This window comes from Saprospiraceae bacterium, assembly GCA_026129545.1.
Lineage (GTDB): Bacteria > Bacteroidota > Bacteroidia > Chitinophagales > Saprospiraceae > M3007.
Genome location: JAHCHX010000001.1, coordinates 899613 through 924618 on the forward strand (window position 1 = coordinate 899613; position 25006 = coordinate 924618).

The 25006-nt window shown below is 53.6% G+C and carries 15 protein-coding genes; 4 read left to right on the top strand and 11 right to left on the bottom strand.

What is annotated here, in order from left to right:
- The first annotated feature begins 94 nt into the window (after window positions 1-94).
- Together KIS77_03205 and KIS77_03210 are read left to right on the top strand one after the other, a co-directional pair.
- On the top strand, window positions 95-835 hold the full coding sequence (locus KIS77_03205) for a methyltransferase domain-containing protein (GenBank protein MCW5921324.1): 741 nt from the start codon (window positions 95-97) through the stop codon (window positions 833-835).
- Window positions 832-1416 (top strand): phosphatase PAP2 family protein, encoded by a 585-nt coding sequence (locus KIS77_03210; GenBank protein ID MCW5921325.1) that lies wholly within the window; start codon window positions 832-834, stop codon window positions 1414-1416. The genes KIS77_03205 and KIS77_03210 overlap by 4 nt, the downstream gene beginning before the upstream one ends.
- Before the next feature lie 16 nt (window positions 1417-1432).
- Here the strand turns inward: KIS77_03210 and KIS77_03215 are convergent, their stop codons facing one another.
- The 3 genes from KIS77_03215 to KIS77_03225 form a co-directional block, all read right to left on the bottom strand.
- Window positions 1433-4234, bottom strand: a complete 2802-nt coding sequence (locus tag KIS77_03215; protein MCW5921326.1) for a PQQ-binding-like beta-propeller repeat protein — start codon at window positions 4232-4234, stop codon at window positions 1433-1435.
- Between the two features lie 184 nt (window positions 4235-4418).
- The gene (locus KIS77_03220; GenBank protein MCW5921327.1) at window positions 4419-4799 is read right to left on the bottom strand and encodes a hypothetical protein; all 381 of its coding nucleotides are present in this window, start codon (window positions 4797-4799) and stop codon (window positions 4419-4421) included.
- On the bottom strand, window positions 4777-5913 hold the full coding sequence (locus KIS77_03225) for a class I SAM-dependent RNA methyltransferase (protein ID MCW5921328.1): 1137 nt from the start codon (window positions 5911-5913) through the stop codon (window positions 4777-4779). Before KIS77_03225 ends, KIS77_03220 begins: the two co-directional genes overlap by 23 nt.
- A 67-nt stretch (window positions 5914-5980) precedes the next feature.
- Here KIS77_03225 and KIS77_03230 point away from each other — a divergent pair, with 67 nt between their 5' ends.
- The gene (locus KIS77_03230) at window positions 5981-6541 is read left to right on the top strand and encodes a RidA family protein (GenBank protein MCW5921329.1); all 561 of its coding nucleotides are present in this window, start codon (window positions 5981-5983) and stop codon (window positions 6539-6541) included.
- Between the two features lie 2 nt (window positions 6542-6543).
- Here the strand turns inward: KIS77_03230 and KIS77_03235 are convergent, their stop codons facing one another.
- From KIS77_03235 to KIS77_03270, 8 genes are all read right to left on the bottom strand, one after another.
- Complete coding sequence (locus KIS77_03235) at window positions 6544-7590, bottom strand: hypothetical protein (GenBank protein ID MCW5921330.1); 1047 nt, start codon at window positions 7588-7590, stop codon at window positions 6544-6546.
- A gap of 550 nt (window positions 7591-8140) precedes the next feature.
- Window positions 8141-9442, bottom strand: coding sequence for a T9SS type A sorting domain-containing protein (locus KIS77_03240; protein ID MCW5921331.1), 1302 nt, complete (start codon window positions 9440-9442; stop codon window positions 8141-8143).
- A 14-nt stretch (window positions 9443-9456) separates the two neighbouring features.
- Window positions 9457-10986 (bottom strand): hypothetical protein, encoded by a 1530-nt coding sequence (locus KIS77_03245; protein MCW5921332.1) that lies wholly within the window; start codon window positions 10984-10986, stop codon window positions 9457-9459.
- Between the two features lie 66 nt (window positions 10987-11052).
- Window positions 11053-11736 carry a T9SS type A sorting domain-containing protein gene (locus KIS77_03250; protein ID MCW5921333.1) on the bottom strand — a complete coding sequence of 228 codons (684 nt, stop codon included), beginning with the start codon at window positions 11734-11736 and terminating at the stop codon, window positions 11053-11055.
- Window positions 11737-11750: 14 nt separating this feature from the next.
- The gene (locus KIS77_03255; protein MCW5921334.1) at window positions 11751-12797 is read right to left on the bottom strand and encodes a T9SS type A sorting domain-containing protein; all 1047 of its coding nucleotides are present in this window, start codon (window positions 12795-12797) and stop codon (window positions 11751-11753) included.
- A 551-nt stretch (window positions 12798-13348) separates the two neighbouring features.
- A complete protein-coding gene (locus KIS77_03260; GenBank protein ID MCW5921335.1) occupies window positions 13349-16777 on the bottom strand; it encodes a zinc-dependent metalloprotease in 3429 nt (1142 codons plus the stop codon).
- A 644-nt stretch (window positions 16778-17421) separates the two neighbouring features.
- Window positions 17422-22272, bottom strand: coding sequence for a carboxypeptidase regulatory-like domain-containing protein (locus KIS77_03265; GenBank protein ID MCW5921336.1), 4851 nt, complete (start codon window positions 22270-22272; stop codon window positions 17422-17424).
- A 459-nt stretch (window positions 22273-22731) separates the two neighbouring features.
- Window positions 22732-23598 carry a septal ring lytic transglycosylase RlpA family protein gene (locus KIS77_03270; protein ID MCW5921337.1) on the bottom strand — a complete coding sequence of 289 codons (867 nt, stop codon included), beginning with the start codon at window positions 23596-23598 and terminating at the stop codon, window positions 22732-22734.
- A gap of 134 nt (window positions 23599-23732) precedes the next feature.
- Between KIS77_03270 and KIS77_03275 the strand changes: the two genes are divergently transcribed.
- Window positions 23733-25001, top strand: a complete 1269-nt coding sequence (locus KIS77_03275; protein MCW5921338.1) for a lactate 2-monooxygenase — start codon at window positions 23733-23735, stop codon at window positions 24999-25001.
- The last annotated feature ends 5 nt before the right edge of the window (window positions 25002-25006 follow it).

Genomic DNA, 25006 nt, shown 5'->3' on the forward strand with positions numbered 1-25006 from the left:
CTGTTTTTTTCGAGAAAACACCCTTTTGCCAGCGCTATCCACCGGGGGCTTTTGATTCGTCCGACGAATGCGCAACACGACTAATCGACTTTCCATGAAAAAGGAATGGTTCGCGGAGTGGTTCGACTCTCCCTACTACTATATGCTCTACAAGAGCCGCGACGAACAAGAGGCTCAACAGACTCTCGACAATTTGCTCAAGGCACTCGACCTGCCACCGGGGGCGCAGATACTTGACTTGGCTTGCGGCAAAGGCCGTCACAGTCGTTATTTGGCGGCTCAGGGTTTTGTCGTGACGGGTTTGGATATTTCGGATTCAAGCATCACATTCGCCCGCCAGTTTGAGCACGAACGCCTGACCTTTTACCAGCACGATATGCGGCTTCCGTTCAGAATCAACTTCTACGATGCCATCGTGAATATGTTCACCAGTTTCGGTTATTTTCAGACTGACCACGACCATTTGCTGACTTTGAAAAACGTGCAGCGCGGGCTGAAGCCGGGGGGACTGTTCTTGCTCGACTATTTCAATGCCGATTGGGTGCGGCAACATCTCGTGCGGACGGAAACTAAACGGGTGGATAACATTGATTTTTTGCTGAAAAGAAACCTCCGGGGAGGGTATGTCTTCAAGACGGTGGAGTTTGCGACGGGTGGGCGCCTGTTCCGGTTTCGTGAGCAGGTGCGCTTGTTTCGGTTGCCTGATTTTGAGGTGTTATTCGCGGAGGCTGGCTTGAAATTGCTGCGCACTTATGGAGGGTACGACTTGAGCGAGTTTGATGCACGCTCGTCGCAGCGCCTGATTCTTATCGCACAAAAACCATTGATGTCTTGATTATGCTTCAAACCCTGCAACACTGGGACGCTGCCGCTTTTCAGTTCGTGAACGCCAGTCTTAGCAATCCGCTCTTTGACGCGGTGCTGCCCTTTTTTCGGGAAAAATGGTTTTGGGCACCGCTCTATCTTTTTCTGGCGGTGTTTGTTTGGCTCAATAGCGGAAATAAAAAATGGGCTATCATCTTGGGCATGGTGCTGGCCGCTGGGTTGGCTGACCTGACGAGCAGTCGTTTGGTGAAGCAAAATGTGCAGCGCCTGCGTCCGTGCAACGACCCGGCCATGGTGGAGCGCGTTGTTTTGCGCGTTTCCTGCGGTTCGGGCTATAGTTTCACTTCCTCTCACGCGGCCAATCATTTTGCGGTGGCGGTTTTTATCGTTGGCGTGTTTGGGTATGTGCGGCGCTGGGTGCGTCCGGTCGCTTTGGGTTGGGCAACCGCGATTGCTTTCTCTCAGGTATATGTCGGGGTGCATTATCCCGGCGACGTATTGTGCGGCGCGGCATTGGGTGGCCTGATTGGTTGGGCGGTGATGTGGTTGTTCGTGAAGCGAGTGAGGGGGGGGGAGAAAGGGGCATCGTAATGCGCTCTGCATACTCTCACCGAACCACCACTACCTTCCTGCTGCCCAGAAAGCGCCCGTCGTGCCACAGCTCCAGCCAGTAGAAGCCCGGCGACAAGTCTCGTGCCTGCACGCGCAGACCTTGCGTGGCAAGCACGGGAATGCCCTGCGCGTTGCGCAACACGGTGCGCCACGTCCCTTCGGCGCTCAGGCATTCGGGGCAATCCACCCAGATGAAGTCGCGGGCGGGATTGGGGCGAATGCTCCAAGCGGGCGAGTGGTCGGGCTGCGCGATGGAGGTGCCGAGTTGTACCAGCACGGTTTCCACGATTTGGCAGCCTGTGGTGGGGGTGATGGTGACGCTATAAGTGCCGGGTTGGGCGACGTTGATGGTCGGCGAGGTCTCGCCTGATGACCAGATGTAGGAGGCATTGGGTATGGTGGCATTTAGCGTGATATTTTGGCCGGGCGGCAGTTTGACGACTTGTCCGAGGTCAACGGAGGCGGAGAGCGAGCCGTCGTCGTGCCATTGTTGCAGTTGTTCGATGTTGGGTTTCACCAAGCCAAAAATATCAGGGCAGGGGTGGGGGATGTCGGGGTGCAGCGTGAACAAGGTGGAGACGCGGAAGGCGTCGCCAGCGGCGAAGGTGAAAGGCCCGTGCGACATGAGGGTGCGCCTATCCGCGTAAGCCAAATTGGCGGAGCACATCGTCCATCCCGTAGGGTTTGAAGGATTGTCTGGAAATACATGCGAAGTAGGGTTGGCACCATTAGGTTCGTATCCCATGCCACCAAAATTGAGGAAATTGCCATCCCTCCATTTCCCTTGCAAATAATGATAGAAATGAGCTGGGAGTTGAGGGTCAATCACGGGGGGGAAATTAATCAGTCCTGAGCTCAAATAACACATACTGTAGTCCATGCTGCGATTGATAAACGTCGCTGTTTGAACAGGTATGTTGCTTCCGAAACCAACAATACCTTGAAAACAAAGGGTGTCGTTGGCACTTTGGTTATAGACATAAAGGGTGTTTGCTTCAGGCAAGGAGCCAAAATGGTCGTCGTGGTAGCAGCCCAAGTCAAAGTCAATGAATAAACCAAAAAATGCGTTTTTATAGTTTTTGTCAAAACGGTTGACGAATTCGAATTCCGCCAACAATGATTTGTCAATCAATTCATTCTTTGTGCAATCGTAAGCATGCACAGAAGCAAAAACATCCAATCCCATAGATTTGCTTTCGGACCTATTGTGCTTGGTGCTATCGGTGAAAACCCACCAAGCCATCTGGTCGCCCTTGATGAGCGGGTAATCGCCGTCGTACACGTTGTAGATGCCATCGCTGTTGGCATCCACGAATGGGGCGGGAAACAAATCGGGAGGGGTGGTCACGGGAGTGAAATCGAGATTGTATTGGAGGTGCGGGTTGCCCTTGGCGGGCCAAGTAAGCACATCGAATGGCACAGGGTGGTTGAGAAACTGGTCGGTGCCGAAGTCGAGACGCAAGCGGTTGATTTCGGCACGGTTGGTCGCCCAAACACGCTCAAAATCACGCATCTGTGTCTTTGTCGTGCCGGGGCGAAAGTCTGAGTTGGGGAAGAAAAAATAATCATTTGCGGACGCAAACAGTGAATCGTTTTCATCCAAGGCCGCTATCCAAGGTGATGCAGCGAATATCGTCGCGGTATTATTGTCTTTCAACGACAAGAGGGTGGCATGGTTGCTTCGGTCGTAAAACAGACTGGCATTGGGCGGAAAAGTAGCCTGAATATTGTCCGTCTGGATTCTGCGTTCTTGAATCAGTATGCGCTCCTCTGTCGCAGCGGTGAATCCCATCCCATCGGTTTTGATGAGCCTAAATTCATTGGGCGCATACCCGCGCACCGCCACCACGAATCCCCCATCGCCTGACCGAGATACCTGTGCGCCTACGCCATGTATGAATGTTGTTCTCCACACTTCCCCGCCGTTGGCATCCAAGCGGATGAGCACAGCTTTTGAGCTGTCCGATTCGCCCGTCAAAACACTCCCGCCATTGTTGGTGGCGGCTATATCAAGAAATCTTTTGTCTGGTGTTTCTTTTTTCCAAATCTCTATTCCATTGTCATCCAATTTTGCAACAACGGCATGGCTATCGGACACCTGCCCACAAACAATGAACCCTCCTGAAACCACCGCAATCGAGTGTGTTCTATAATCGTATTTGTTTCTCCAGACCTCCTCACCATCCAGATTGAGCGCCACAAGTTGCTGGCTGGTATTTGACACAAGAAAGCCGTCGTTGTAAGGTAAAACGTGAACGACGCTCATATCCAACGGCCTGCTCCATTCCTCGACAAACCCGCCCCCCTCGGTATGTTTTATTTTTCGATAAAACTTGTTTGCAAATAGCAGATATGTGCTGTCGCTCATTGGAACCATAATGGGCCGTGTGCCTGTGGGAGCGGTGGAAGTGTCGGTATAAGAATAGGTGTTTGTTACCCCAACACCGGGGCGGTGTTCGACGATGGAATAGTCGGATGAGGGGGTGGAAGGGCACCTGCTAATCAGAAAATAAGGGTGTCCGTTGTTGGCTGCGCGTTTCTTGACAACGGATGTCCAATGCACGGCTGCGCCACTACCCGATGGTCTTTGCATATACCCTGTGACCACACCTGACTCATCAATCTGAAAAATTCTATCGTTGGTGCTCAATAGATATTGGACATCCTCTATATGCAGCCTGCAAAAACTGATATCGAGCGGTAGTGCCGGCCACAGGTTTTTATGCCAGACTTGTTGCGCCAAGAGATTGCACAATACCCAACACAAAAAAACCGAGAGTAGGATTGTTTTTTTCATAACCGGAGATTTTTTGCCCAAATATACTCCTCCCCCCGAAGCCCGTTGTGCAACCCATTTTTTTCCAAAAGTCAGGTTTCAAAGAGGTTGGTCTCATAATGTCGCTCACGGATTTTATGCGAGTGAATTGTGCAGATTGTCTGTGAACGGCGGCACGGCATAGTCTGTCAAAACAGGCACTGCCTTACTCGGCCCGCCCAAGCCGGCTTCCCTTGCCCTCCAACCAATCCACATACTCCGCCGACCCCAATCGAAACTTGAAGGGGACTGCCCCCCGTTTGGCCACGTCGTGTTCGATGCGGCAGAAAAACGGCAGCCGCTCAGCCGACCAACGCGGCAGAAATATGGGCGACCCCACGCCTTCGGTTTGATGGCTCTTTACATATCTCGACGGCAGCCTTTCCACGCTAAGGCGATATGCTACTATTGGTGTGTAGGTTGCTTCTCGCAGTGGAAACAAGTTTTTTTCGCCTAAAAAGGATTGGCTCATCCCCGTCTGACTCAAAAAGAGCAACACGCCAATCGCCCAGCCTTCCAACTTTTTAATTTTTTTTGGCGCCTTCATACAATTCAAATTTTTGAAAACTGCACTCCAACGCGCCGTTGAGCAAAGTGATTTTGCGACTGGGCCGCAACCCGACGTGTTTCAGCGCGTCGCGGTTCGACGAAATCAACCACGCATTCCAGCCTGCCCAGTGCCGCTTCAGTCGGTCGCCGATGCTTGCGTAAAAAGCCGCGACATCTTCCATCTTCAGGCGCTCGTCGTAAGGCGGATTGGTGATAAGGGCGCCTTGCGCCTCGGGGGGCATCAATTTCTCGAATGGCGTTTTTTCCACTCGCACCACGCTTTCCAGCCCTGCGGACAAGACGTTGATGGCTGTTGCGTTGCGGGCGCGCGCATCCTTGTCGGAAGCCCAGATGGGGAACTCAAACGCCTGCACGCGGCCATCGGCCTCTTTCTTGACTGTTTCCCAGAGTTTCCGATTGAAATCCGGCCATTTGAAAAAGCCGAACACCTCGCGCTTGTGCTGGGGTGGGGTATGGGTGGCTATCATGGCCGCCTCGATGGGCAGGGTGCCGCTGCCGCACATGGGGTCAACGAAAGCCCCCACGCCGTCCCAGCCAGAGAGCAATACCATGCCAGCTGCCAGCACCTCGTTGAGCGGAGCCTCCACTGTGTCGCGTCGGTAGTTGCGGCGGTGCAGCGAGTCGCCGCTGGCATCGAGCGAGATGTCGCAATGGGTGCCTTGTATGTGCACATTGACACGCAAGGTTGGGGCCACGGTGTTCACGTTGGGGCGGCGGTTGTATCGGTCCCTGAACTGGTCCACAATGGCATCCTTGGTGAGCAACCCGACGTACTGAGAATGGCGAAACGCCTCGCCTTGTGTCACGGCATCCACGGCCAAGGTGTCGTCCACGCGCATGAAGTCCGACCAGTCAATTTCACGAATGGCCTCGTAGTAATTGCGCTCGTTGTAGGCCGGGAAAGTGTGTATGGGCACCAAAATTCGCAAAGCGGTGCGGAGTTCATAGTTGGCGCGATAGAGCGTGCGCAGGTCGCCGTCGAAAGCGACTCCGCGCTTGAGTGGCCTGATGCCATTGGCACCGAGGGCGCGGAGCTCGTCGGCGAGCACGGGTTCGAGGTTGGCGAGTGTTTTGGCGATGTATTGTTGCATGGGTATGTGAAGGCTTGCGAATCAGTCAAGGCGAACTTTTCATAGGTTTGCAAAAAAATAACGCGATATGAAACGCCTTCCTTTTCTCCTTTGCGCAGTCCTGTTTTTTTCCTGCAAAGAAACTGCTCCTTCCGACAAAGAAAAAATCGAGCGCGTGCCAACTGACACCGTTGCTCCCGAATCAACATTGGCCGCCTTGGGCATCACGCTGCCCACGCCCTCCGCGCCAGTGGCGAACTACGTCAAATGTGTGCGCACGGGCAACCTGCTTTTCCTCGCTGGCGCAGGGCCGATGAAAGATGGCCAATACATCACTGGCAGGCTGGGGGCCGACTTGAGCATCGAACAGGGATATCAAGCGGCCCGTCTGACGGCCATCAATCAATTGGCTGTGCTTAAGGCCGAATTGGGCGACCTGCGCAAGGTCAGGCGTGTGGTGAAAGTGCTAGGCATGGTGCAATGCACCCCCGATTTCACTAACCAACCCGAAGTGGTCAATGGTTTTTCCGACCTCATGGTGGAGGTGTTCGGCGAGCGCGGCAAACACGCCCGCTCGGCAGTGGGTATGTCGGCTCTGCCGCGCGGCATGGCAGTGGAAGTGGAATTGGTGGTGGAGGTGGGGGAATGAATTTACTGTTTCACGACCCTCCCTGCGCCTACCTGTCGGCTGTCAGCGGCGAGTAATACCCAAAAATACACACCCGCCGCCCAGCCCTCCGTCCGCACCGCCACGCGCCCTGCCGCGCCCTGCAGGCGCGTCTCGTGGACGACGCGCCCGTACGGGTCGGTAAAGAAGAGCCGGCTCTCGCCCCTTGCCTGCGGCAGGCTGTACGAGAGGGTGAACCCATCAGTGGCGGGGTTGGGCCACACCTGCACCGTGTTTTTTTCGGTTGCGGGCAGCGGGTTGTTCACGCTCACCGTGGCCGTGCACGGCACCCCGGGGTTGTCGAGCGGTCCGAGGCGGTAGTTGGGGAAAGAAGGCATGGAGGCACCTGTTGGCGTCTGGAATTTGACCCCGCGCTGCTCCACATTGCAGGCCAGGCCCGGCTCGTCCGGTTTGTGGATGACATGATAGTAGCGGGTGTCGCCGCCAGCACAAATATAAATCTTGCAGTCAGGTCCCAGTTGACACTGCCAAAACATGGTGGGAAAGGGGTCTGCAAAGCCGTCCCATTCGGCCACGGTCGTCTGTGATGCGCTGATGTCGGGTGCCCATAAATCCAACTGGTATAAAAATTTGCGGCAGGATAAATATAAGTAGCGATTGTTGGGCGACACCGCGCATCCAATTTCTCCAACCAATTGATTGCCATAATCAAAGGATATGGTGTCAAACTGCGTAAACACCCCTGCCTCGCGGTCGAAGGAATAGACCATGACCGGGTCATATCTGTTTGTTCTATAAATCTTTTCGCCATCTGGCGAAGCCACAATTTGGCCTAAACTTTCTCCGGCAGGATTAGCCATGATGCCGATAGTCTGCTGGAAAGTGTCAACGATTCCCTCTTTAGCAAATTTAAATATGTAGAACACATTGCTGTTCCGCCGGGCGGTGATAAGCCACCAGTCTTTTCCATTCCCATGTTTTATAGCGCAAATCCCTCCTTGCGATAACGTATCGGACATACATTCCACGTTCTTGGCAATTACTTTTCCTTTGCCGTTATTTTGATTCATGTCCACTATTGAATAATATAATTTATCGAAAACTATATCAACAGGGTTGGAGTATATAATATACCTTTTATGAAACAGGTAGTATAGGCCGGATGTGTCGGGTTGCGGCAAAATGACGGAATTTTGTGGCCCCCCAGCATATCCGTCGTTGTATTGTACGCACCACAATGTGTGAGTGCTTCCGGGATTAATATTCTCGCCATTTTCCAAAGTCTCATTGTCAGCTCCGGCAATTTCACACCCGTTTGTGAAAAAAAGTAAATTTCCCGCACTATCGCAAATGCTGGAATTGGTGGTGTACATATTTTGTTTGCGGTAATTGTAAGTTGCCTTCACGGGGCTGAAATTGAAGTCTAGCAACGAGCCGCCGTAGGTAGTGTCGGATGACTGGTTGTCGTCGCCCGTTATCCATACGTAGTCGTGTTTTTGGGACTGCACAACATGGGATAGCGCCAGCAAGAATAGAATCGCACGAGTTCTCATAAAAAAAAACAAAAAGAGATAGCATACGTCATGGGAAACGTATGCTATCCCGAGTGAAACAATAGGCTTATCGGCTTATGATGAGTTTGCCGGAAAAGTTGTTTTCGCCAGGCACGGCATACCAGTAAACACCTGCCGGCAAGTTGCTTGTCGTTACCAAGACGCGACCGTGGCTCTCGGGCAAATTGATTGCCATCACGGCTTGCCCAAAGACGTTGAACAGCGCCAACCGCTGCCCCGAGTCGCTCAACCCGTTGTATTCGACCGTGAATACATCTTGGACGGGATTGGGAAACAGTTTCAGCGATTGGCCCGGGGGCGTTGTTTTTCTCCGGGTGTTGTCAGAGCGTTCCCCGCCGTAGCAATTGACGAAATCGTCGTAATTGTTGGGGTTCCTTTCTAACAAATTCAGCATCGCCCTCGCCCGCAGCACCGCTTCTCCATCGGAGAGGGGGCAAAGTTCGGCGATTGCCTCCAGCGACGCGATTTGGGCTGCGGTAAAGTCATAGTTGCCAATGGCGACTGTTTGCAAAAATATCTCGTTGACGGCTTTTTCGTTGGCTTGATAGGCGGCGCTCCCCGTCAGGCCGTTGTTTTGCGACAAAAGACTCGCTGCGGCTGAAGGGCGGGCTTCCTCGCTCATATCCCCCAATTGTCGAATGCCCACCTGCACCTCGGCATAGCCCGCGAGGCCGTTGGACTGAGCCTGCGTTATGAAGGCTGCAACATCTGCATTCGTGGGGTACGGGTTGCCTTCTTCCAAAACAAGTTCGTAAAAGCGCCTTTGCGCCAGCCAGTTATTTTCGGATTGATATTCGATACCCGTCAGTTCTCCTTTCACAATGCGTATGTCCAAGTCAAAATCCGTTGCCGCAGCGGGCAAAGGGCAAGCGGATGGCGGTAAACATTGGTAAGACAAGGCAGGGTCTTCAACATCTTCAAACCACAATTGAGGAAGCCAAGCGTTCGGCAAGAAATCAGGGTTTTCATTGGCGTCAACGGTGAACTTCGAGGTTTGGGCAGCGTTGTTCCCAGCCAACGCCTCGGTTCCTTCAAACTTGTTCCCCCGATGTACCTGAGGTCCCAGCACCGCATCCGTGCCGAGCAGCAGCCCTGTCGCTGCGTTGTTTTTCATGGTGTTGCCGGCCACGTCGGCCTTCGCCTTTCCCGCCAGCATGCCCTCGAAATGCAGCCCGCGCGCGGTGCCGTCGGCGGTGTTGCACAGGATGCTGCCGCGGGCGGGGTGGATGGCGTAGATGGCGGCGTTGTCGCCGCTGCCGGGGTTGGTTATGGTGTTGCAGTTGAGGGTGTTGCGGTCGCCGCCTTCCATGCGAGAGGCAGAGCCGCAGGGCGAAAAAAATGTGTTCACCTTGCTGTCATGTTTTAGCGTTGCACGATTATTTTTCCCGAAGATAAGCCTACATCATTGCTTGCGATGCTGAAAAAATACACACCCGCCGCCCAGCCCTCCGTCCGCACCGCCACGCGCCCTGCCGCGCCCTGCAAGCGCGTCTCGTGGACGACGCGCCCGTACGGGTCGGTAAAGAAGAGCCGGCTCTCGCCCCTTGCCTGCGGCAGGCTGTACGAGAGGGTGAACCCATCGGTGGCGGGGTTGGGCCACACCTGCACCGTGTTTTTTTCGGTTGCGGGCAGCGGGTTGTTCACGCTCACCGTGGCCGTGCACGGCACCCCGGGGTTGTCGAGCGGTCCGAGGCGGTAGTTGGGGAAAGAAGGCATGGAGGCACCGCTTCGTGCGGGTAACAAAAGGCCTCGTTGCTCAACATTGCATCCTGCCCCCTCTTCATCAGGATTGTGAATAACGTGAAAGTATTGGGTGTCTCCACCTGCAAGACCATATATCTTGCAATCGGGGGCAAGTTGTAGCTGGTAAAATAACGTTGGAAATGGGGTGGTGAATTCGTCCCACTCAGCTACGGTTGTCTGTGATGCGCTGATATCACTGGCCCAGGTATCCAATTGATATAAGAACTTTCGGCATCCTAAATATAAAAAACGGTTGTTGGGCGACACCGCGCACCCGATTTCTCCAACCAATTGATTGCCATAATCAAAGGATATGGTGTCAAACTGCGTAAACACCCCTGCCTCGCGGTCGAAGGAATAGACCATGACAGGATTGTAGCGATAGGTACGATACAGTTTGCTGCCATCCGGAGAGAAAACCATCTGACCAAACCCTTCTCCGTCTGGGTCTGGGAGTATGCCGATGGTCTGTTGGAAGGTGTCCACAATTCCCTGGCTCGTGAACCTAAAGATGTAAAACTGGTTGCTGTTGCGCCGGGGCGTGACGAGCCACCAATCCTTGCCGTTGGCGTGTTTGACAGCGGCTATTTCGCCGCGAGCCAAGGTATCGGACATCATCACCACGTTTTTGTCAATAACCCCGCCTTTGCCTCCGTTGTGGTTCATGTCAACGATAGTGTGGTAGAGTTTGTCACGAATGGCATTAGTTGGGTTGGAATACAACACAAACCGTTTGTGGAACAGATAGAACAGCCCCGCTGAATCTGGCACGGGCAATATGACAGAGTTGCCCGGCCCCCCAGCATATCCGTCGTTGTATTGCACGCACCACAAATCGTGGGCGTTTCCGGGGTTGATGCCGTTGCCGTTTTTCAGTATTTCGTCGTCGGCCCCGGCGACGACACAACCGTTGGTGTAAAAGAGCAGGTTGCCCGCGCTGTCGCAGATGCTTGAGTTGGTGGTGTACATATTGTGCTCGCGGTAATTATATTTCGCTTTAACGGGGTTGAAATTGAAGTCTAGCAACGAGCCGCCGTAGGTAGTGTCGGATGACTGGTTGTCGTCGCCCGTTATCCATACGTAGTCGTGTTTTTGGGACTGCACAACATGGGATAGCGCCAGCAAGAATAGAATCGCACGAGTTCTCATAAAAAAAACAAAAAGAGATAGCATACGTCATGGGAAACGTATGCTATCCCGAGTGAAACAATAGGCTTATCGGCTTATGATGAGTTTGCCGGAAAAGTTGTTTTCGCCAGGCACGGCATACCAGTAAACACCTGCCGGCAAGTTGCTTGTCGTTACCAAGACGCGACCGTGGCTCTCGGGCAAATTGATTGCCATCACGGCTTGCCCAAAGACGTTGAACAGCGCCAACCGCTGCCCCGAGTCGCTCAACCCGTTGTATTCGACCGTGAATACATCTTGGACGGGATTGGGAAACAGTTTCAGCGATTGGCCCGGGGGCGTTGTTTTTCTCCGGGTGTTGTCAGAGCGTTCCCCGCCGTAGCAATTGACGAAATCGTCGTAATTGTTGGGGTTCCTTTCTAACAAATTCAGCATCGCCCTCGCCCGCAGCACCGCTTCGCCGTCGGAGAGGGGGCAAAGTTCGGCGATTGCCTCCAGCGACGCGATTTGGGCTGCGGTGAAGTCATAGTTGCCAATGGCGACTGTTTGCAAAAATATCTCGTTGACGGCTTTTTCGTTGGCTTGATAGGCGGCGCTCCCCGTCAGGCCGTTGTTTTGCGACAAAAGACTCGCTGCGGCTGAAGGGCGGGCTTCCTCGCTCATATCCCCCAATTGTCGAATGCCCACTTGGACATTGGCATAGCCCGCGAGGCCGTTGGATTGTGCTTGGGATAGGCAGGCAGAGCCGTAGGGCGAAAAAAAAGTGTTCACGGTGCTGTCATGTTTTAGCGTTGCACGATTATTTTTCCCGAAGATAGGCCTACTTCATTGCTTGCGATGCTGAAAAAATACACACCCGCCGCCCAGCCCTCCGTCCGCACCGCCACGCGCCCTGCCGCGCCCTGCAAGCGCGTCTCGTGGACGACGCGCCCGTACGGGTCGGTGAGGATGAGCCGGCTCTCGCCCCTTGCTTGCGGCAGGCTGTACGAGAGGGTGAACTCATCGGTGGCCGGGTTGGGCCACACCTGCACCGTGTTTTTTTCGGTGGCGGGCAGCGGGTTGTTCACGCTCACCGTGGCCGTGCAAGGCACGCCGGGGTTGTCGAGCGGTCCAAGCCGGTAATTTGGGAAAGAAGGCATGGAAGCACCAGTTGGGGTTTGAAACTTTACTCCGCGCTGCTCCACGTTGCAGGCCAGACCCGGCTCGTCGGGGTCGTGGACGACGTGGTAATAACGGGTGTCACCACCAGCAAGACCATATATTTTACAATCAGGGGCCAATTGTAACTGATAAAACAAAGTTGGAAATGGAGTAGTAAAACCATCCCATTCAGCCACCGTGGTCTGTGACGCGCTGATATCACTGGCCCATGTATCCAATTGATATAAGAACTTTCGACATCCTAAGTATAAGAAACGGCTATCGGATGAGACCGCGCAGCCAATTTCTCCGACCAACTGGTTGCCATAATCAAAAGGGATGGTGTCAAACTGCGTAAATACACCCGCCTCTCGGTCGAAGGAATAGACCATGACAGGATTGTAGCGATAGGTACGGTACAGTTTGCTGCCATCCGGCGAAAATGCCATTTGGCCAAGCCCTTCTCCCTGCGGGTCCGGGAGGATGCCGAGGGTCTGTTGGAAAGTATCCACTATACCTTGGCTTGTAAACTTGAAGACGTAAAACTGGTTGCTGTTCCGCCGGGGCGTGACGAGCCACCAGTCCTTGCCGTTGGCGTGTTTGACGGCGGCTATTTCGCCTCGTGCCAAGGTATCGGACATCATTTCCACGTTCTTGGCTACCACCTTCCCTTTACCAAGATTCTGGTTCATGTCAACGACCGTGTAGTAAAATTTATCACGAATAGCAGTTGTTGGATTAGAATAAAGCGTAAAGCGCTTGTGGAAAAGGTAATAAAGTCCGTTTGAATCAGGAACGGGAAGTATGAGTGAATTTGCTGGGCCACCCGCATAACCAGTGCCGTATTGCTCACACCACAACGAGTGCGCATTACCCGGATTGATGCCCTCACCATTTTCCATAATTTCATCATCCGCCCCTGCGATAACACAACCATTCGTGTAAAAAAGCAGATTCCCGGCAGTGTCACAAATGCTGGAATTCGTGGTGCGTAAATTGTGTTCACGGTACCGGTAACTCGCCTTGGGAGGACTGAAGTTGAAATCCAGCAGCCCGCCGCCATGGGTTGTGTCCGTAGTTTGGTTGTCATCACCCATCACCCAAATATAATCCTCTTTTTGGGCTGTCGTCAGGAAGGGCGCCAGACAGAACCCGATAAGTAAAAAAATCTTCATGCTCGGCATATTGATGATTATGCCAGCCCCGCAACGCAGGTCACGGGGCTGGCATAAAAAGGTGAAAATCAATGTTGAATCAGGAATTTGCCGGCACCTGCTCCGGGTGCCACATACCAGTAAACACCACTGGGGATGCCCTGCAAAGACACCCGTACCGTCCCAACTCCTCCTCTCAGTGCCACTTCCCGCACGATTTGGCCCTGAGCATTGAATATCACGAATTGCATGTCAGCATTTTCAGCGTTCGAGTATTCAATGTTCAAGAGGTCATTAGCCGGGTTCGGATACACGCTCAATGCACTTTTTACTATCATCTTGTTGTTGTCAGTCCTCTCCCCGATCCCACAAATTGAAACGTCATCGTAGAAAACAGCGGAATTTTGCAGCACCTCAAGCATGGCCCGCGCCCGCAGCACCGCTTCGCCGTCGGAGAGGGGGCAGCTCTCTGCAATGCCTTGCAATACCGTGATTTGTGATTCGGAAAAGTCCGTATTGCCAAGGGCCAGGGTCTGCAAGAATATCTGGTTGACCGATTTTTCGTTGGCCTGATAGACGGCACTATCAGCCAAAATGCCGTTGAGTGCCAAGAGGTTCGCAGCGGTCGCCGCACGGTGGAGTTCCGTCATCGCGCCCAGCGAGCGAATGCCGACCTGCACATTGGCATAGCCCGCGATACCGTTGGTCTGGGCCTGTGAAAGGAAGCTGGAAACGTCCGAATTACCGGGATAGGGATTGCCCTCCTCCAACACCAGTTCATAAAACCTGCGCTGTGCCAGCCATTGGTTGGCAGCCTGATAGGTCGTGCCGCCAAGTTCCCCCTTCACAATTTTGATGTCCAGAGCATAATCGGACGCGATGGTGGGCAGGGGGCAAGCTGTCGGAGGCAGGCATTGATATGATAGGGCGGGGTCGGCAACATCTGAAAACCACAACTGCGGCAACCATACATTCGGTAAAAAATCAGGATTTTCATTGGCATCCACGGTAAACAATGAATGGTCGTCTGCCCCAGCACCTGCCATAGCCCCTACCTCTTCAAACTTATTCCCCCGGTGTGCCTGCGGCCCCAGCACCGCATCCGTGCCGAGCAGCAGCCCGGCGGCGGCGTTGTTTTTCATGGTGTTGCCGGCCACGTCGGCCTTCGCCTTTCCAGCCAGCATGCCCTCGAAATGCAGCCCGCGCGCGGTGCCGTCGGCAGTGTTGCACAGGATGCTGGCGCGGGCGGGGTGGATGGCGTAGATGCCTGAGTTGTCGCCGCTGCCGGGGTTGGTGACGATGTTGCAGTTGAGGGTGTTGCGGTCGCCGCCTTCCATGCGGATGCCGTAGGGGACGGCGGCCCCGTTGAGGTGCACGTAGTTGCGGGTGGCTCGGAGGCGGTTGGCCACGCCGACGTGGATGCCCGCCCCGCCGTCGTCCATCGTGACGGTGTTGCCAAGCAGGAAGCCCTCATACTGCGGGAACATCTCTTGGCCGCCCACCCCGATGCCGATGCCTTTGGCGCTGCCCATCATGCGCACGGTGTTGTACTCTATGTTCGACTGTCCCGAAAGCCCCGACTGGTAGAACGTGGAGATGCCCCTGTCGGAAGCGGTGATGTTGTTCCAGGCGATATAGTAAGGCTTGGAAATGCCGCCGTTGGCGATGATGCCGTTGGCGACCCCGAGCATGACACATTCCCAGAGCTGCACCCCCGTGTTGGTGGTCTGGATACCGGTGTGGCAATTGTTGAAAAGTACCGGGTGCCCCGCGGAAATAACGTTTCCGCGCACATCCAGCGAGCCGCCGGCGGCTTGGATGGCTTTGCCCGTGAAGGGAGCGTTGGCAAAGGCGCCGTAGCCGCTGGCCTGCGCGGTTTTTTCGATGTCTTGGAAAGAGGCGTTGCGCACGGTCAGGTCGGTGTTGTTGGAGATGATGCCATAGTGCAGGTTGAAAAACTCGTTGGCTTGCTCAAAGGAAGTGCCGAGCGAGACGTTGCCGGCGTTTTCGAGGTAGATGCCCGTGAAGCCTTTGCCGGTGGGGGCGGGGCTTTGGCCGCCGTAGGCTGTTTTTAGGCCGGTGGTGGTGCCGTATCGGTTGCCATTGAGGGTAAGGTTGAAATTGCCCGTGCCGGCGGGGTCGGTGCGGATGGCGAAGTTGTTGTTGAGCAGGTTGCTGTACTGAACTATGAGTTTGGAGCCTCTTTTGGCGAGGATGGCGGATTGGGCATCTTCGATGGTGGTCATGTCGCATATGAGTTCGGAACTGTATTCGACGGTGATGCCCTTCCACATATTGTCACAACCCCTGACATCCACATTTGTCATATCTGTCCTGTGATTGGAAACGGTTAAACCCACACCGGAGGCAAAAAGCAGCTTTTCATTGGTGCCGAAATCATAGGTACTCCCAAATGTTTCTTCGCCGTCCAGCTCTATGTCGGACAAAAAAATCATGGGATTGGTCAGTGACCATTGGTTTTTGTCGCTTACTTCTATAAATGGATATACGTTTTGGGTGACGCTGCTTACAGGGGTGCCAACGCTGTTCCCCGTGTAAACACGAAACTGAAAAAGTTGAGTGGAAGCATTGACACCTCCCAGATATCTGATTTTGAATCGAAACTCTTTTGTCTCGTTTGCCTCGAAGAAGTGCAACGTCTCGTTGTCTTCACAATCATTGGTAAAGGGATTTACGATGCGGAGCTCAACCCCTGTGTCTAAATTTTTGATGCAGTTGAAATCCAAGTCTGGGTCTATGACAAATTCCGAAAAACCGCTGAAATTATTGATAAATGCCCTGATGTTTCGATGATCTGCTTGACTGTTATTCCTCATCGTCACAGTGACCGTTACCTCATCACTAAATGCTTGACAATTTCTGACGGGATTGGGGTTGTCCAAGTCCAAAATGAACTCAACATTGTCTGGTGGCGGGCAAATGAAGTCTTCTGGCACTCCCGAAACAAAGTCTGCCCACAGAGCGCATCTGCACAAAGTGCACCCTAGGCCTTGTGAGAATACACCATTTTTAGAATCTGCTAGTGTCAGGTAATCGCAAGGGTTGAATTGGAAAAGATTGCCACCGTTTGGGCACATAAATGTTGCGGGCGAACAACTGTAACAAGAAGATGTCGCGTGTTTTAAGCCAATTACATGACCTATCTCATGCGCGATGATGTATGGAGGCGAAGTTGGTATAGGTCTAGAACAAATCGCTACGCCATTGTTGCCATGTCCGTTTGCTCCCAAAGCCCTTGAAAGTACAACTATCAAATCTTTATTGATGCAGGGAAATTGTTTCCTGAAGTCACTGTTGATGTCCTTAGCCCAATTTGAGACATTCCCTTTATAGCTGGGGGCCACATAGTTTATCGGGAAAAAAACCACGTTGAAATACAAAAAATAATTGTTGAATAAGTCATTGAGTTCATTAATCGCATCAAACACGTTTGGCGATGAGGCCGCTTTAGCGGCATGGATATTCCCGCCGAAGTAATCTATGTAGGTATCGTCCATCACCACTACTATGTTGCAGTATGAATCTCTAATAAGAGTTTGTCCCTGCTCGTTTTTTATGTAACATTGGCCCCAGTTTGTTGTGGGGGGAAACAAGAGCCATAAAACCAACAGCTGAATAGGCGAGAGGCGAGAGGCGAGAGGCGAAGATAACTAATCGTTGCATCTTAAAAAGGTGTTTAGATTGTGAACAATAAGGTCAAGAGGAGTGCATCAAAGTTATCCGTTCGGTCGGCAAAGTCCCCAGTGATTTTTTGTTAAATGTGTGAGTACGCCCTTTTTCAGGGTGAACGGTAGGGTTTTGCGAGAAAACGGTCTTTCGGCAAAATGAAAAAAGTGGTGGCTCCCATCGCGGGCGCCGGTGCCGAGGTTGCCCCTCAGGGCAAACGCATCAAAATGGCACAAACCTCGGAGAGGTCAAATGTTGGTAGAAACGCCCCATTTCCGCGGTGTTTACGACCCCAGCGGGGTCGAATGTTGGTGACCTGTTTGCTGCGATAGACATTTGACCTCTCCGAGGTCGTGATAATTATCACAAAAACACACCATTTCTACCAACATTTGACCTCTCCGAGGTCGGTTGTATTTTGATGCGTTTGCCCTGAGGTTGCCCCTCAATCGAAAATCGAATCAACCGAATGCCATCATTGAGCGTTCACCACCACCCTCTCCGGCTTGCTCCACACCCGCTGGTCGTTCGTGTAGTACAAAAATGCCTGACTTGCTGGCGCCTCGAAAGTGCCTGCCACATCCGCTCGGAGGTCGAGGTGCAGGGTGCGGGTTTCGTTCGCGCCGATTTTTTCAAAATGGAACACCGCGAAGCCGTCCCACAGCTCATAGAAATCGCACTGCTTTTCGTCCACGATTTTTTTCAACTGCCAAGGCTGGAGCGTGAGGCCGGCGGGGATGCCCAACACGAGCATCGGCGAGGCTTGGGGTTGTGCAGATTCGTTTTTGAGCGAGGCAGTAAGGCGCACCGTTTCGCCGATTTTGGCAATGTTTTGCCCCAAATTTGTTTGGAAGGAGATGGGGCAATCTTTCGCGTTGCGTGGCTGCCGCGAGGCGTATTTTATTTCCAAATCAAACGGAATCGCGGCTTTTGAATTTTCAAAAAACACTTCCACGCGCGGATTGCTGGATGTGAAAAACTGCTCCAAGTTTTTGATTTCCAGACGTTTCGCATCGCGGGTCGAATAGGGTTGCTCTGCCACGCGACGGCCATCCACCTGCACGACGATGGTGCCGTCTGCCGCCGACTGGTTGCCGATTTTGGCATACTCGACGAGGGCTTTCAGTGCCAGCACCGTGCTTTGGGTGCTGCCGTAGCCGTACTCGGTTTTGGACTTTATGAGATAGTCTATCGCCTTTTGCAGGGCGGTGTTTTTTTCGCCGGATTTCATCAAAGCGAGCGTGGCGAGTGCGGTCGTTTCGATTTGAAAACAATTGCCGTAGGCATGGAACACGGAATGTGAAGTGCCGGCCCAAGAGCCGTCGGCGGCTTGTTTGTCAAGTAGTTGTGTCAAAAGCACCTTGCCCTGTTTGTCTTTTGCCGCGAGCAAAGCGTTGGCAAGCAGAGCCAATTGGTAGGGGTCGCCACTTTTTTCCGTTTGCTGGCGGGCGTGTTCGATTTCGGCGGCGAATTGTGTTCCGTAACCAGCCTCGGCCACAGCCCAAGCGATGTAGGCATCCAGCACGCCGTCTTTTTTCCAGCCGTGCAGGCTTTGGGGGTTTACTTGCCAACTGCCCTTCCCGTCGCGGCGACTTGCAAGCCAAGTTACCGTCCTGTCTATCATCTTTTTGTCCACCGCAAACACCTTTGCCATGTCGGTGAATTCGAGAATGCCGTAGGCGGTCAGTCCCTCGTGCGCTGGGTCGCGGCCATACCAATCGAAGCCGCCGGATTTGCACTCGTAGGCCGTCAGTTTTTTGTAGCCGTCTTCGAGCAGGGTCATGGCGCGGCTTTCCACCTCGGGTTTGGCGGTGCCGGTTTGGCGCAGGAGGTCGAGTACGAGCAGGTTGGGGTAGTTGCTGCTGCTCACCTGCTCGAAACATCCTGACGGCTGGCGCAGCATCCGCTCCATACCTTTCAGCACGTCTTCGAGGGCGTTGGGATAGGCCGTGAGCGTGGCCGACACGGTGCCTTCCACTGGCTCGTGCAATCGGATGTTGAAAGCATTTTGGGCGGCGTTGCCAGAAGCGATTTGCTTGACCGGGAAACCTCGGTCGAGGGTGCGGACGGTGGTCTCGAAGGCGTCCAGCACGTTTTCGTCCGCAGAGAATTTTATGCTAACACTTTGATTTTCCGTTTTTTGCAAACCAATCACATACTCAGCGGTGATGGTTTTTGTTTCGCCGGGAGCGAGTTGGGCGTTTGCTTGAATTTCGTTTTTGGGAGAAAAATGTTCGGGAACGGCGATATTCAAATGCCCGCCTGCCGCATAATTTGTCTTGTTTGAAATGGCGATTTGCAATTTCAAAATATCCCCTGAGATGACAGAGGCGGGGACTTTCACGGCGATGCTGAGGGGTTTTTGGACAAAAAACTTTTGCTCCGTGCGGCCGGGTTGCCCCATTTCACCGATGCCTTCCAGCGTGGCGCGGAAGTTCGTGATGGCATCGGAGGTAAAGAATTCGACCTCGGCCTCGCCTTTTTTGTCGGTCTGGATATTCGGATTCCAGTAAAGGGTGCTACGGAAATCGCTGCGCTGTGCGGGCTGTTTTTGCGATTCGTATTTGGGCGCGTAGAAAGTACGCGCACGGCTGAAAGTTTGATTGCGATAGCGCCCCATGGAACTGGGTTTTTCTTCTTTTGCCCATGTGCTTCTGCTGGCGTAGGAGCGCGGTTGCAATTGGCTGCTGCTAAAGGCTTGGCCGCTTGCTGTTTTGTCAGGCTCGGTGAGCGGGATTTTAAAGTTGGTGACGGTAACTTCATTCATTGGCGCTTCCCCAGCCATGTCCGCTGGTGTGCCGCCCCTCATGATTTTCATTTCGTCATCCAATGCTGGCGGCGGCGCTCCTGTCACCCGAACGCCGTCTATGTAATACTCCGTCGCATCAGAGCGCGAGCTTTTGATTTTTATGTCATCGCGGGCTTTAGGCTTTGCTCCGGCGCTGGTGGCGACGATGGCGTTCGTTTTTTGAGTGGGCAGATTTCGGATTTGCTCGGAAGTGAGTGCGCTGGCGGGCATGGTTTTGTCTTGTTCTATAAGGGGTACGCTGTAAGAAACAACATTTACCTCGCTGAGCAGGGAGCCATTGCTCATTACGTCATCCAACACGGTGAATGTGCCTTTCAAAATTTTCACGCCAGTGGCTTTTCTTGTTGCGTAACCCGTGAATGAAATCTCCACATCATAGATGCCGGGGTCGAGCGGTTTCACGCGGTAATTGCCGTCGTAGTCGGTGATAGTGCCGCGTACCAACTCATTGCCTTTCAATACTTTCACCGTCGCGCCGATGAGCGGTTCGCCTGTGTCGTCCAGTATTTTGCCTTGCAAAAAAGCGTTCGCGGAGGTGTTTGGCAAATGGCGTATTGTGGGAGGGGCGACGTGGCGGCCACCTTTTTCGGACAACGCATAATTCGAGCCGTACTCATAGAGTGGATAATACACATCGCGCCCGTAGAGCAGGTGCGTATGTTTTTCGATGTCCACATTTTTGAACGAAAAACGGCCCTCCAAGTCGGTCGTCGCGCTGGGGCCTTTGGGATAAAGGGAGATTTTTGCCTGCGCGAGCGGCTTGCCATTTTTGCGAAACAACTGACCTTCTACCACCGTGCGCTCGCCCGGCTGTTGGTATGCAACGGGCTGGGCCTCCTGAATTTCCTTCCAATCAAAACGTCGCCAGCCCTGTGTCATCAGCAGGTAATCGAGCGCCTGTTCGGACTTGGGTTCGGCGGGGTCGAAATAGAAATTCGGCTCCTCGATGTTGCCTTTCACGTCTTGTTCGAGTAGGAGGCTGGCGAGCAGATGGCCCTGTTTATCGTTGGCGAAAGTGAGTTGGTTTTCGTCGGCGACGGCGAGGGAGAATTTGCCCTGCACGGGTCGCCCGGCATGGTCTGCCACGCGGATTTTCATCTTTACCTGTTCGCGGGGGAGGTATTTTTCCTTGTCGGGTCGGAGTTCGATTTTCAGCCCCCGGTCGCGGTTCACAAAAGCGAGGCGTTCGGCTTGTTCGGTTTTGTTTTGGTCAAACAAAGTAAAACGCGCGATGCCGACGGGCAGGTCTTTTGTGGGTACGACGACCTTTCCAGCCGTCGCCTTTGCGAGGTTTATTTCTTTGAAAAAGAACAATTTGTCCTGACTTTGGCCGACCAAATAGACCTTGCCGGGCTGGTTGGCGGCGACTTCAAAGGTCAGGCTCTGGGCGTTGCGCTCCTGAAGGCGCAGGGCGTATCCCGTGGTTTGAATTTCGGGCAATGCAAAAGTTTTTTCCGAAGAAAAAGGTTTGGTCAGTCGTGCTTCGTAATGCTCGCCGGGCTGCGGCACGAAGTCGAACGCGCCCATGCCGTCGTGGTAACTGCTAAACGCGGCAACTTGCTCGCCCCGGCTGTTCAGCACCGCGCCTTCCACGTCGGCGGGTTTGCCAAATTCGTTGGTGGCCTTGAATGCCATGCGGCACGGCAGGCTGGCGATGGCGTCGCCGCCTTCGGGGAAAAATTGGAGGTCAATTTTGTTCAGCACGAGCGGAATCGCCCGTGAGATGGCCTCCGTTTGGCCGCCGTGTTCGATTTGGATATTGAGCAAACCGTCGGCAGTTTCTATGTTGGACGGCAACTGAAAACGGACGTAGGCACGGCCATTCGCGTCGGTCAGGGCATCTCCGTCGGTGAATTGTTGCCCGCCGACAGCGGCGGTGAAACGCAACTTCTGGTTGGCAAGTGGCTTATTGTCAAGGCTGTGCGCGTCGAATCGGGCAATCGCCACGTCGCCGGGGCCGAAGGCTTTTCGCTCGAATTCGAGTTTGAGGTTTAGGTTGGGCAGCACCACTTTTTGGAGGGTGACGCTGCGCTCGAACACCTCGCTCGTGTTTTGCATCCAACGGGTGTAGGCCTTGATTTTGTAGAGGCCACCGGGCAGGTCTTTTGAAAATTCAAAATCGCCTGCCGTCGTGCCGTCGAAGGCGAGGTAGGTTTTTTTCTGCAAAACGGCGCCGCGTGGGTCGAGCAGTTCGACGTGCAGAATCTGACTTTGCAAGGAGGGCATGAGGTCGCCTGCGTTGCGGATGTAGGCGCCGAACCAGATGGTTTCTCCGGGTTGATACAGGGTGCGGTCGAGGTGGAGGTAGAGTTTTTCGGGGGCGGTTTCTTTCTGGCGGCGCTCAAGGTTGGCTTTCAAGTCTTTGAAAACGAGCGAGTCGCCAAAGACGAAGGGTTGGCGCTGTGCGTCAGAAATGGCGAATAATGTGAGCGGAAGATTTGGCTGGGTGCGGTAGTCCGCAGGGGATAGGCTTGCTGAAAGCAGCGCCAAAAGTAGCATCGTGATTGGGTGTAGCATAAAGAGGAAGATTTTTCAGGTCAGATGCGAGCCGAGAATAAAATTGCACAAATTACCCCTTGATTTGTTAGGATTTGTGAGATGACCATGATTGATGCCCCCGATTTTGAACAGATTGCGCTTTTGGCCATGCTCAGAACTTGACGGCGCGAGGTATATTTTCCGAAAAATAGTTCGGGTGTGCGGAGTACTGCCCGATCAGGGTGAATGCGCCGCTTGGGTGGGCGGAAGGCACATAAAAAAAACGAGCCACTCCGCAGTTTGGAGTGGCTCGTGGTAATTGGTTTTGGCGAAGGGTGTCATCACTCGCCAAACCACTTTTGATAGTCAACGCAAAGTGGTTTTGAACGGACGGCGCTCGCAATCCTTCGAAAATCACACAAATCAATCAAGGAAACCCCTGCCTTGCCAACGGGCAGGTTCAAATCCTCTTTAATCTGGGTAGAAATCGCTGGCTTTCTATAGCAAGCTCAAATCCACCACGATTGTCTTTTTGTACTTTTGACTGATGGTTTTTTGCGCGGCATCGGCGGATTTTTTATCAGCGAAAGGCCCTACGATGGCTTTGTAGGTTGGGTTATTCATCTCGTCGCGCTTCACATTCACTAACACCTTGCCGGGGTATTTTGCTTGCAATTCTCTGACGAAAGGCAACACGCCGTTGGCATCGCTGAGGGATACGATTTGGACACCGAAGCCCTTTTTTTGCGACTCCGCAATGTCCACCTTGAAAAGGTTGGAACTTGGTGCCACCTTCGCGGTCGGCGCGGCGTTCGTCTTAGTCGCCACTGAGTTGGAATGAGTGACGGGTGTGTCATTTGTTTGAGTGTTGGCGAATTGTGCGCGAGAAGCCGTATTGGCATTTACCCCTTTTGCTATTTGGTTGGGTTCTAGGGTGCGGAACGCTTCTGCTTCCAATTGGGCATCGTTGGTGAGGGCAGATTGGGCGGTCTCTACCACCTCGATTTTCACGCGGACGGAGCCTGCTTTTATCATGTCGAGTTCTTTGGCAGCGGCCATTGACACATCCACGATGTAGCCTTCCACAAATGGCCCCCGGTCGTTGACGCGCACCACGACGGATTTTTTGTTGTCGAGTCGGGTGACGCGAATTTTTGTGCCAAAGGCCATAGTTTTGTGCGAACAGGTGAGCGCGTCTTTGTTGTACTTTTCGCCACTAGCAGTGGGCCGCCCTTGAAATGAGTCAGCGTAATAGCCGCATTTCCCGATTTCGGTTTTGTTTTTCTGAGCGAGAGAGGGGAGAGGGGCTGCAATCAAGGCGAGGACACAGAGGCAGGAGATGGCAAATAAGGTTTGGCGCATCATAATTCTGAAGTTTAAAATGTTATTCGTTGTTGTCTGTTGATGCTCGTTAGAACGCCGACTTCTTGATTTTTTGTCAAATTGATGCCGACATTTTTCAAACATACTGAAAATCAGCCCAAAGCAACTTCCTTTTTATGAAAAAAACAAATGCGCTCGAACGCCAACGCGCTGTGTACATCGGTGGGGCGGCAGGTGTGCGGCAGGTGATTCCGTTCGATGGTGCCGCGCTGGAGCTCCGTGCCAAGGAGAAAATGAGCGCCGAAGCCTTTGCTTATATCGCGGGCGGCGCAGGGTTGGAGCGGACGATGGCTGCCAATTTGAGCGGCTTCGACCGTTGGCGCATCGTGCCTCGGATGTTGCGCAATGTGGAAGAACGCGACGCTTCCACTGATTTTTTTGGGAAAAAAATCCCCGCCCCGTTTTTCCTCGCACCGATAGGCGTGCTCGAAATGGCTCATCCTGAGGCTGATTTGGCGGTGGCGAAAGCTGCCGGCGCGTTCGGTGTTCCTTACATTTTTTCCAATCAAGCCTCCGTGTCGATGGAACAGTGCGCGGCTGCTATGGGCGATGCGCCGCATCTTTTCCAACTTTATTGGAGCCGCTCCAATGATTTGGTAGCCAGTTTTTTGCGTCGTGCGGAGGCTTGTGGTTGCTCTGCCGTTGTGGTCACGCTCGACACGACCATGCTCGGTTGGCGAACTCGCGACCTCGACTTGGCCACCTTGCCTTTTTTGAAAGGCATGGGCATCGCGCAGTACACTTCCGACCCGGTGTTCCAACGCCTGCTCGACGAGCCTGACCCCACGCCGCGCCCCAAAACGAAGGTGACTTGGGACGCGATTCGGACACTGCTGGCCTCTTCTCGCCGCTATCCGGGCGGTTTTTGGGACAACCTGCGCAGCGGGCGCGGGTTGGCGGCGGTGCGCAAGTTCACGCAGATTTATTCGCGCCCCAACATCACTTGGAGCGACCTGCCTTTCCTGCGCGAACACACTCAACTGCCCATTGTGCTAAAAGGCATCCTCCACCCCGATGATGCCAAAAAGGCATTGGACTATGGCGCGGATGGCATCTATGTGTCCAACCACGGCGGGCGGCAGGTGGATGGCTCGATTGGGGCCATCGAGGCATTGCCCAATGTATTGGAAGCCGTGCGTGGCAAGGTGCCGGTGCTGTTCGACAGCGGTATACGCGGCGGTGCGGATGCTTTCAAGGCGCTGGCGCTCGGCGCGACGGCGGTGGGCATTGGTCGTCCTTATTGCTATGCGCTGGCGGTGAACGGTCAGGCAGGCGTGGAGGAGTTGCTCGACAATTGGTTTTCGGATTTTGAACTCACTATGGGGCTGGCTGGCTGCAAAAACGTGGCGGAGGTACAGGCGGCAGGCACGGTGCAAGCAGTTTGACGGAG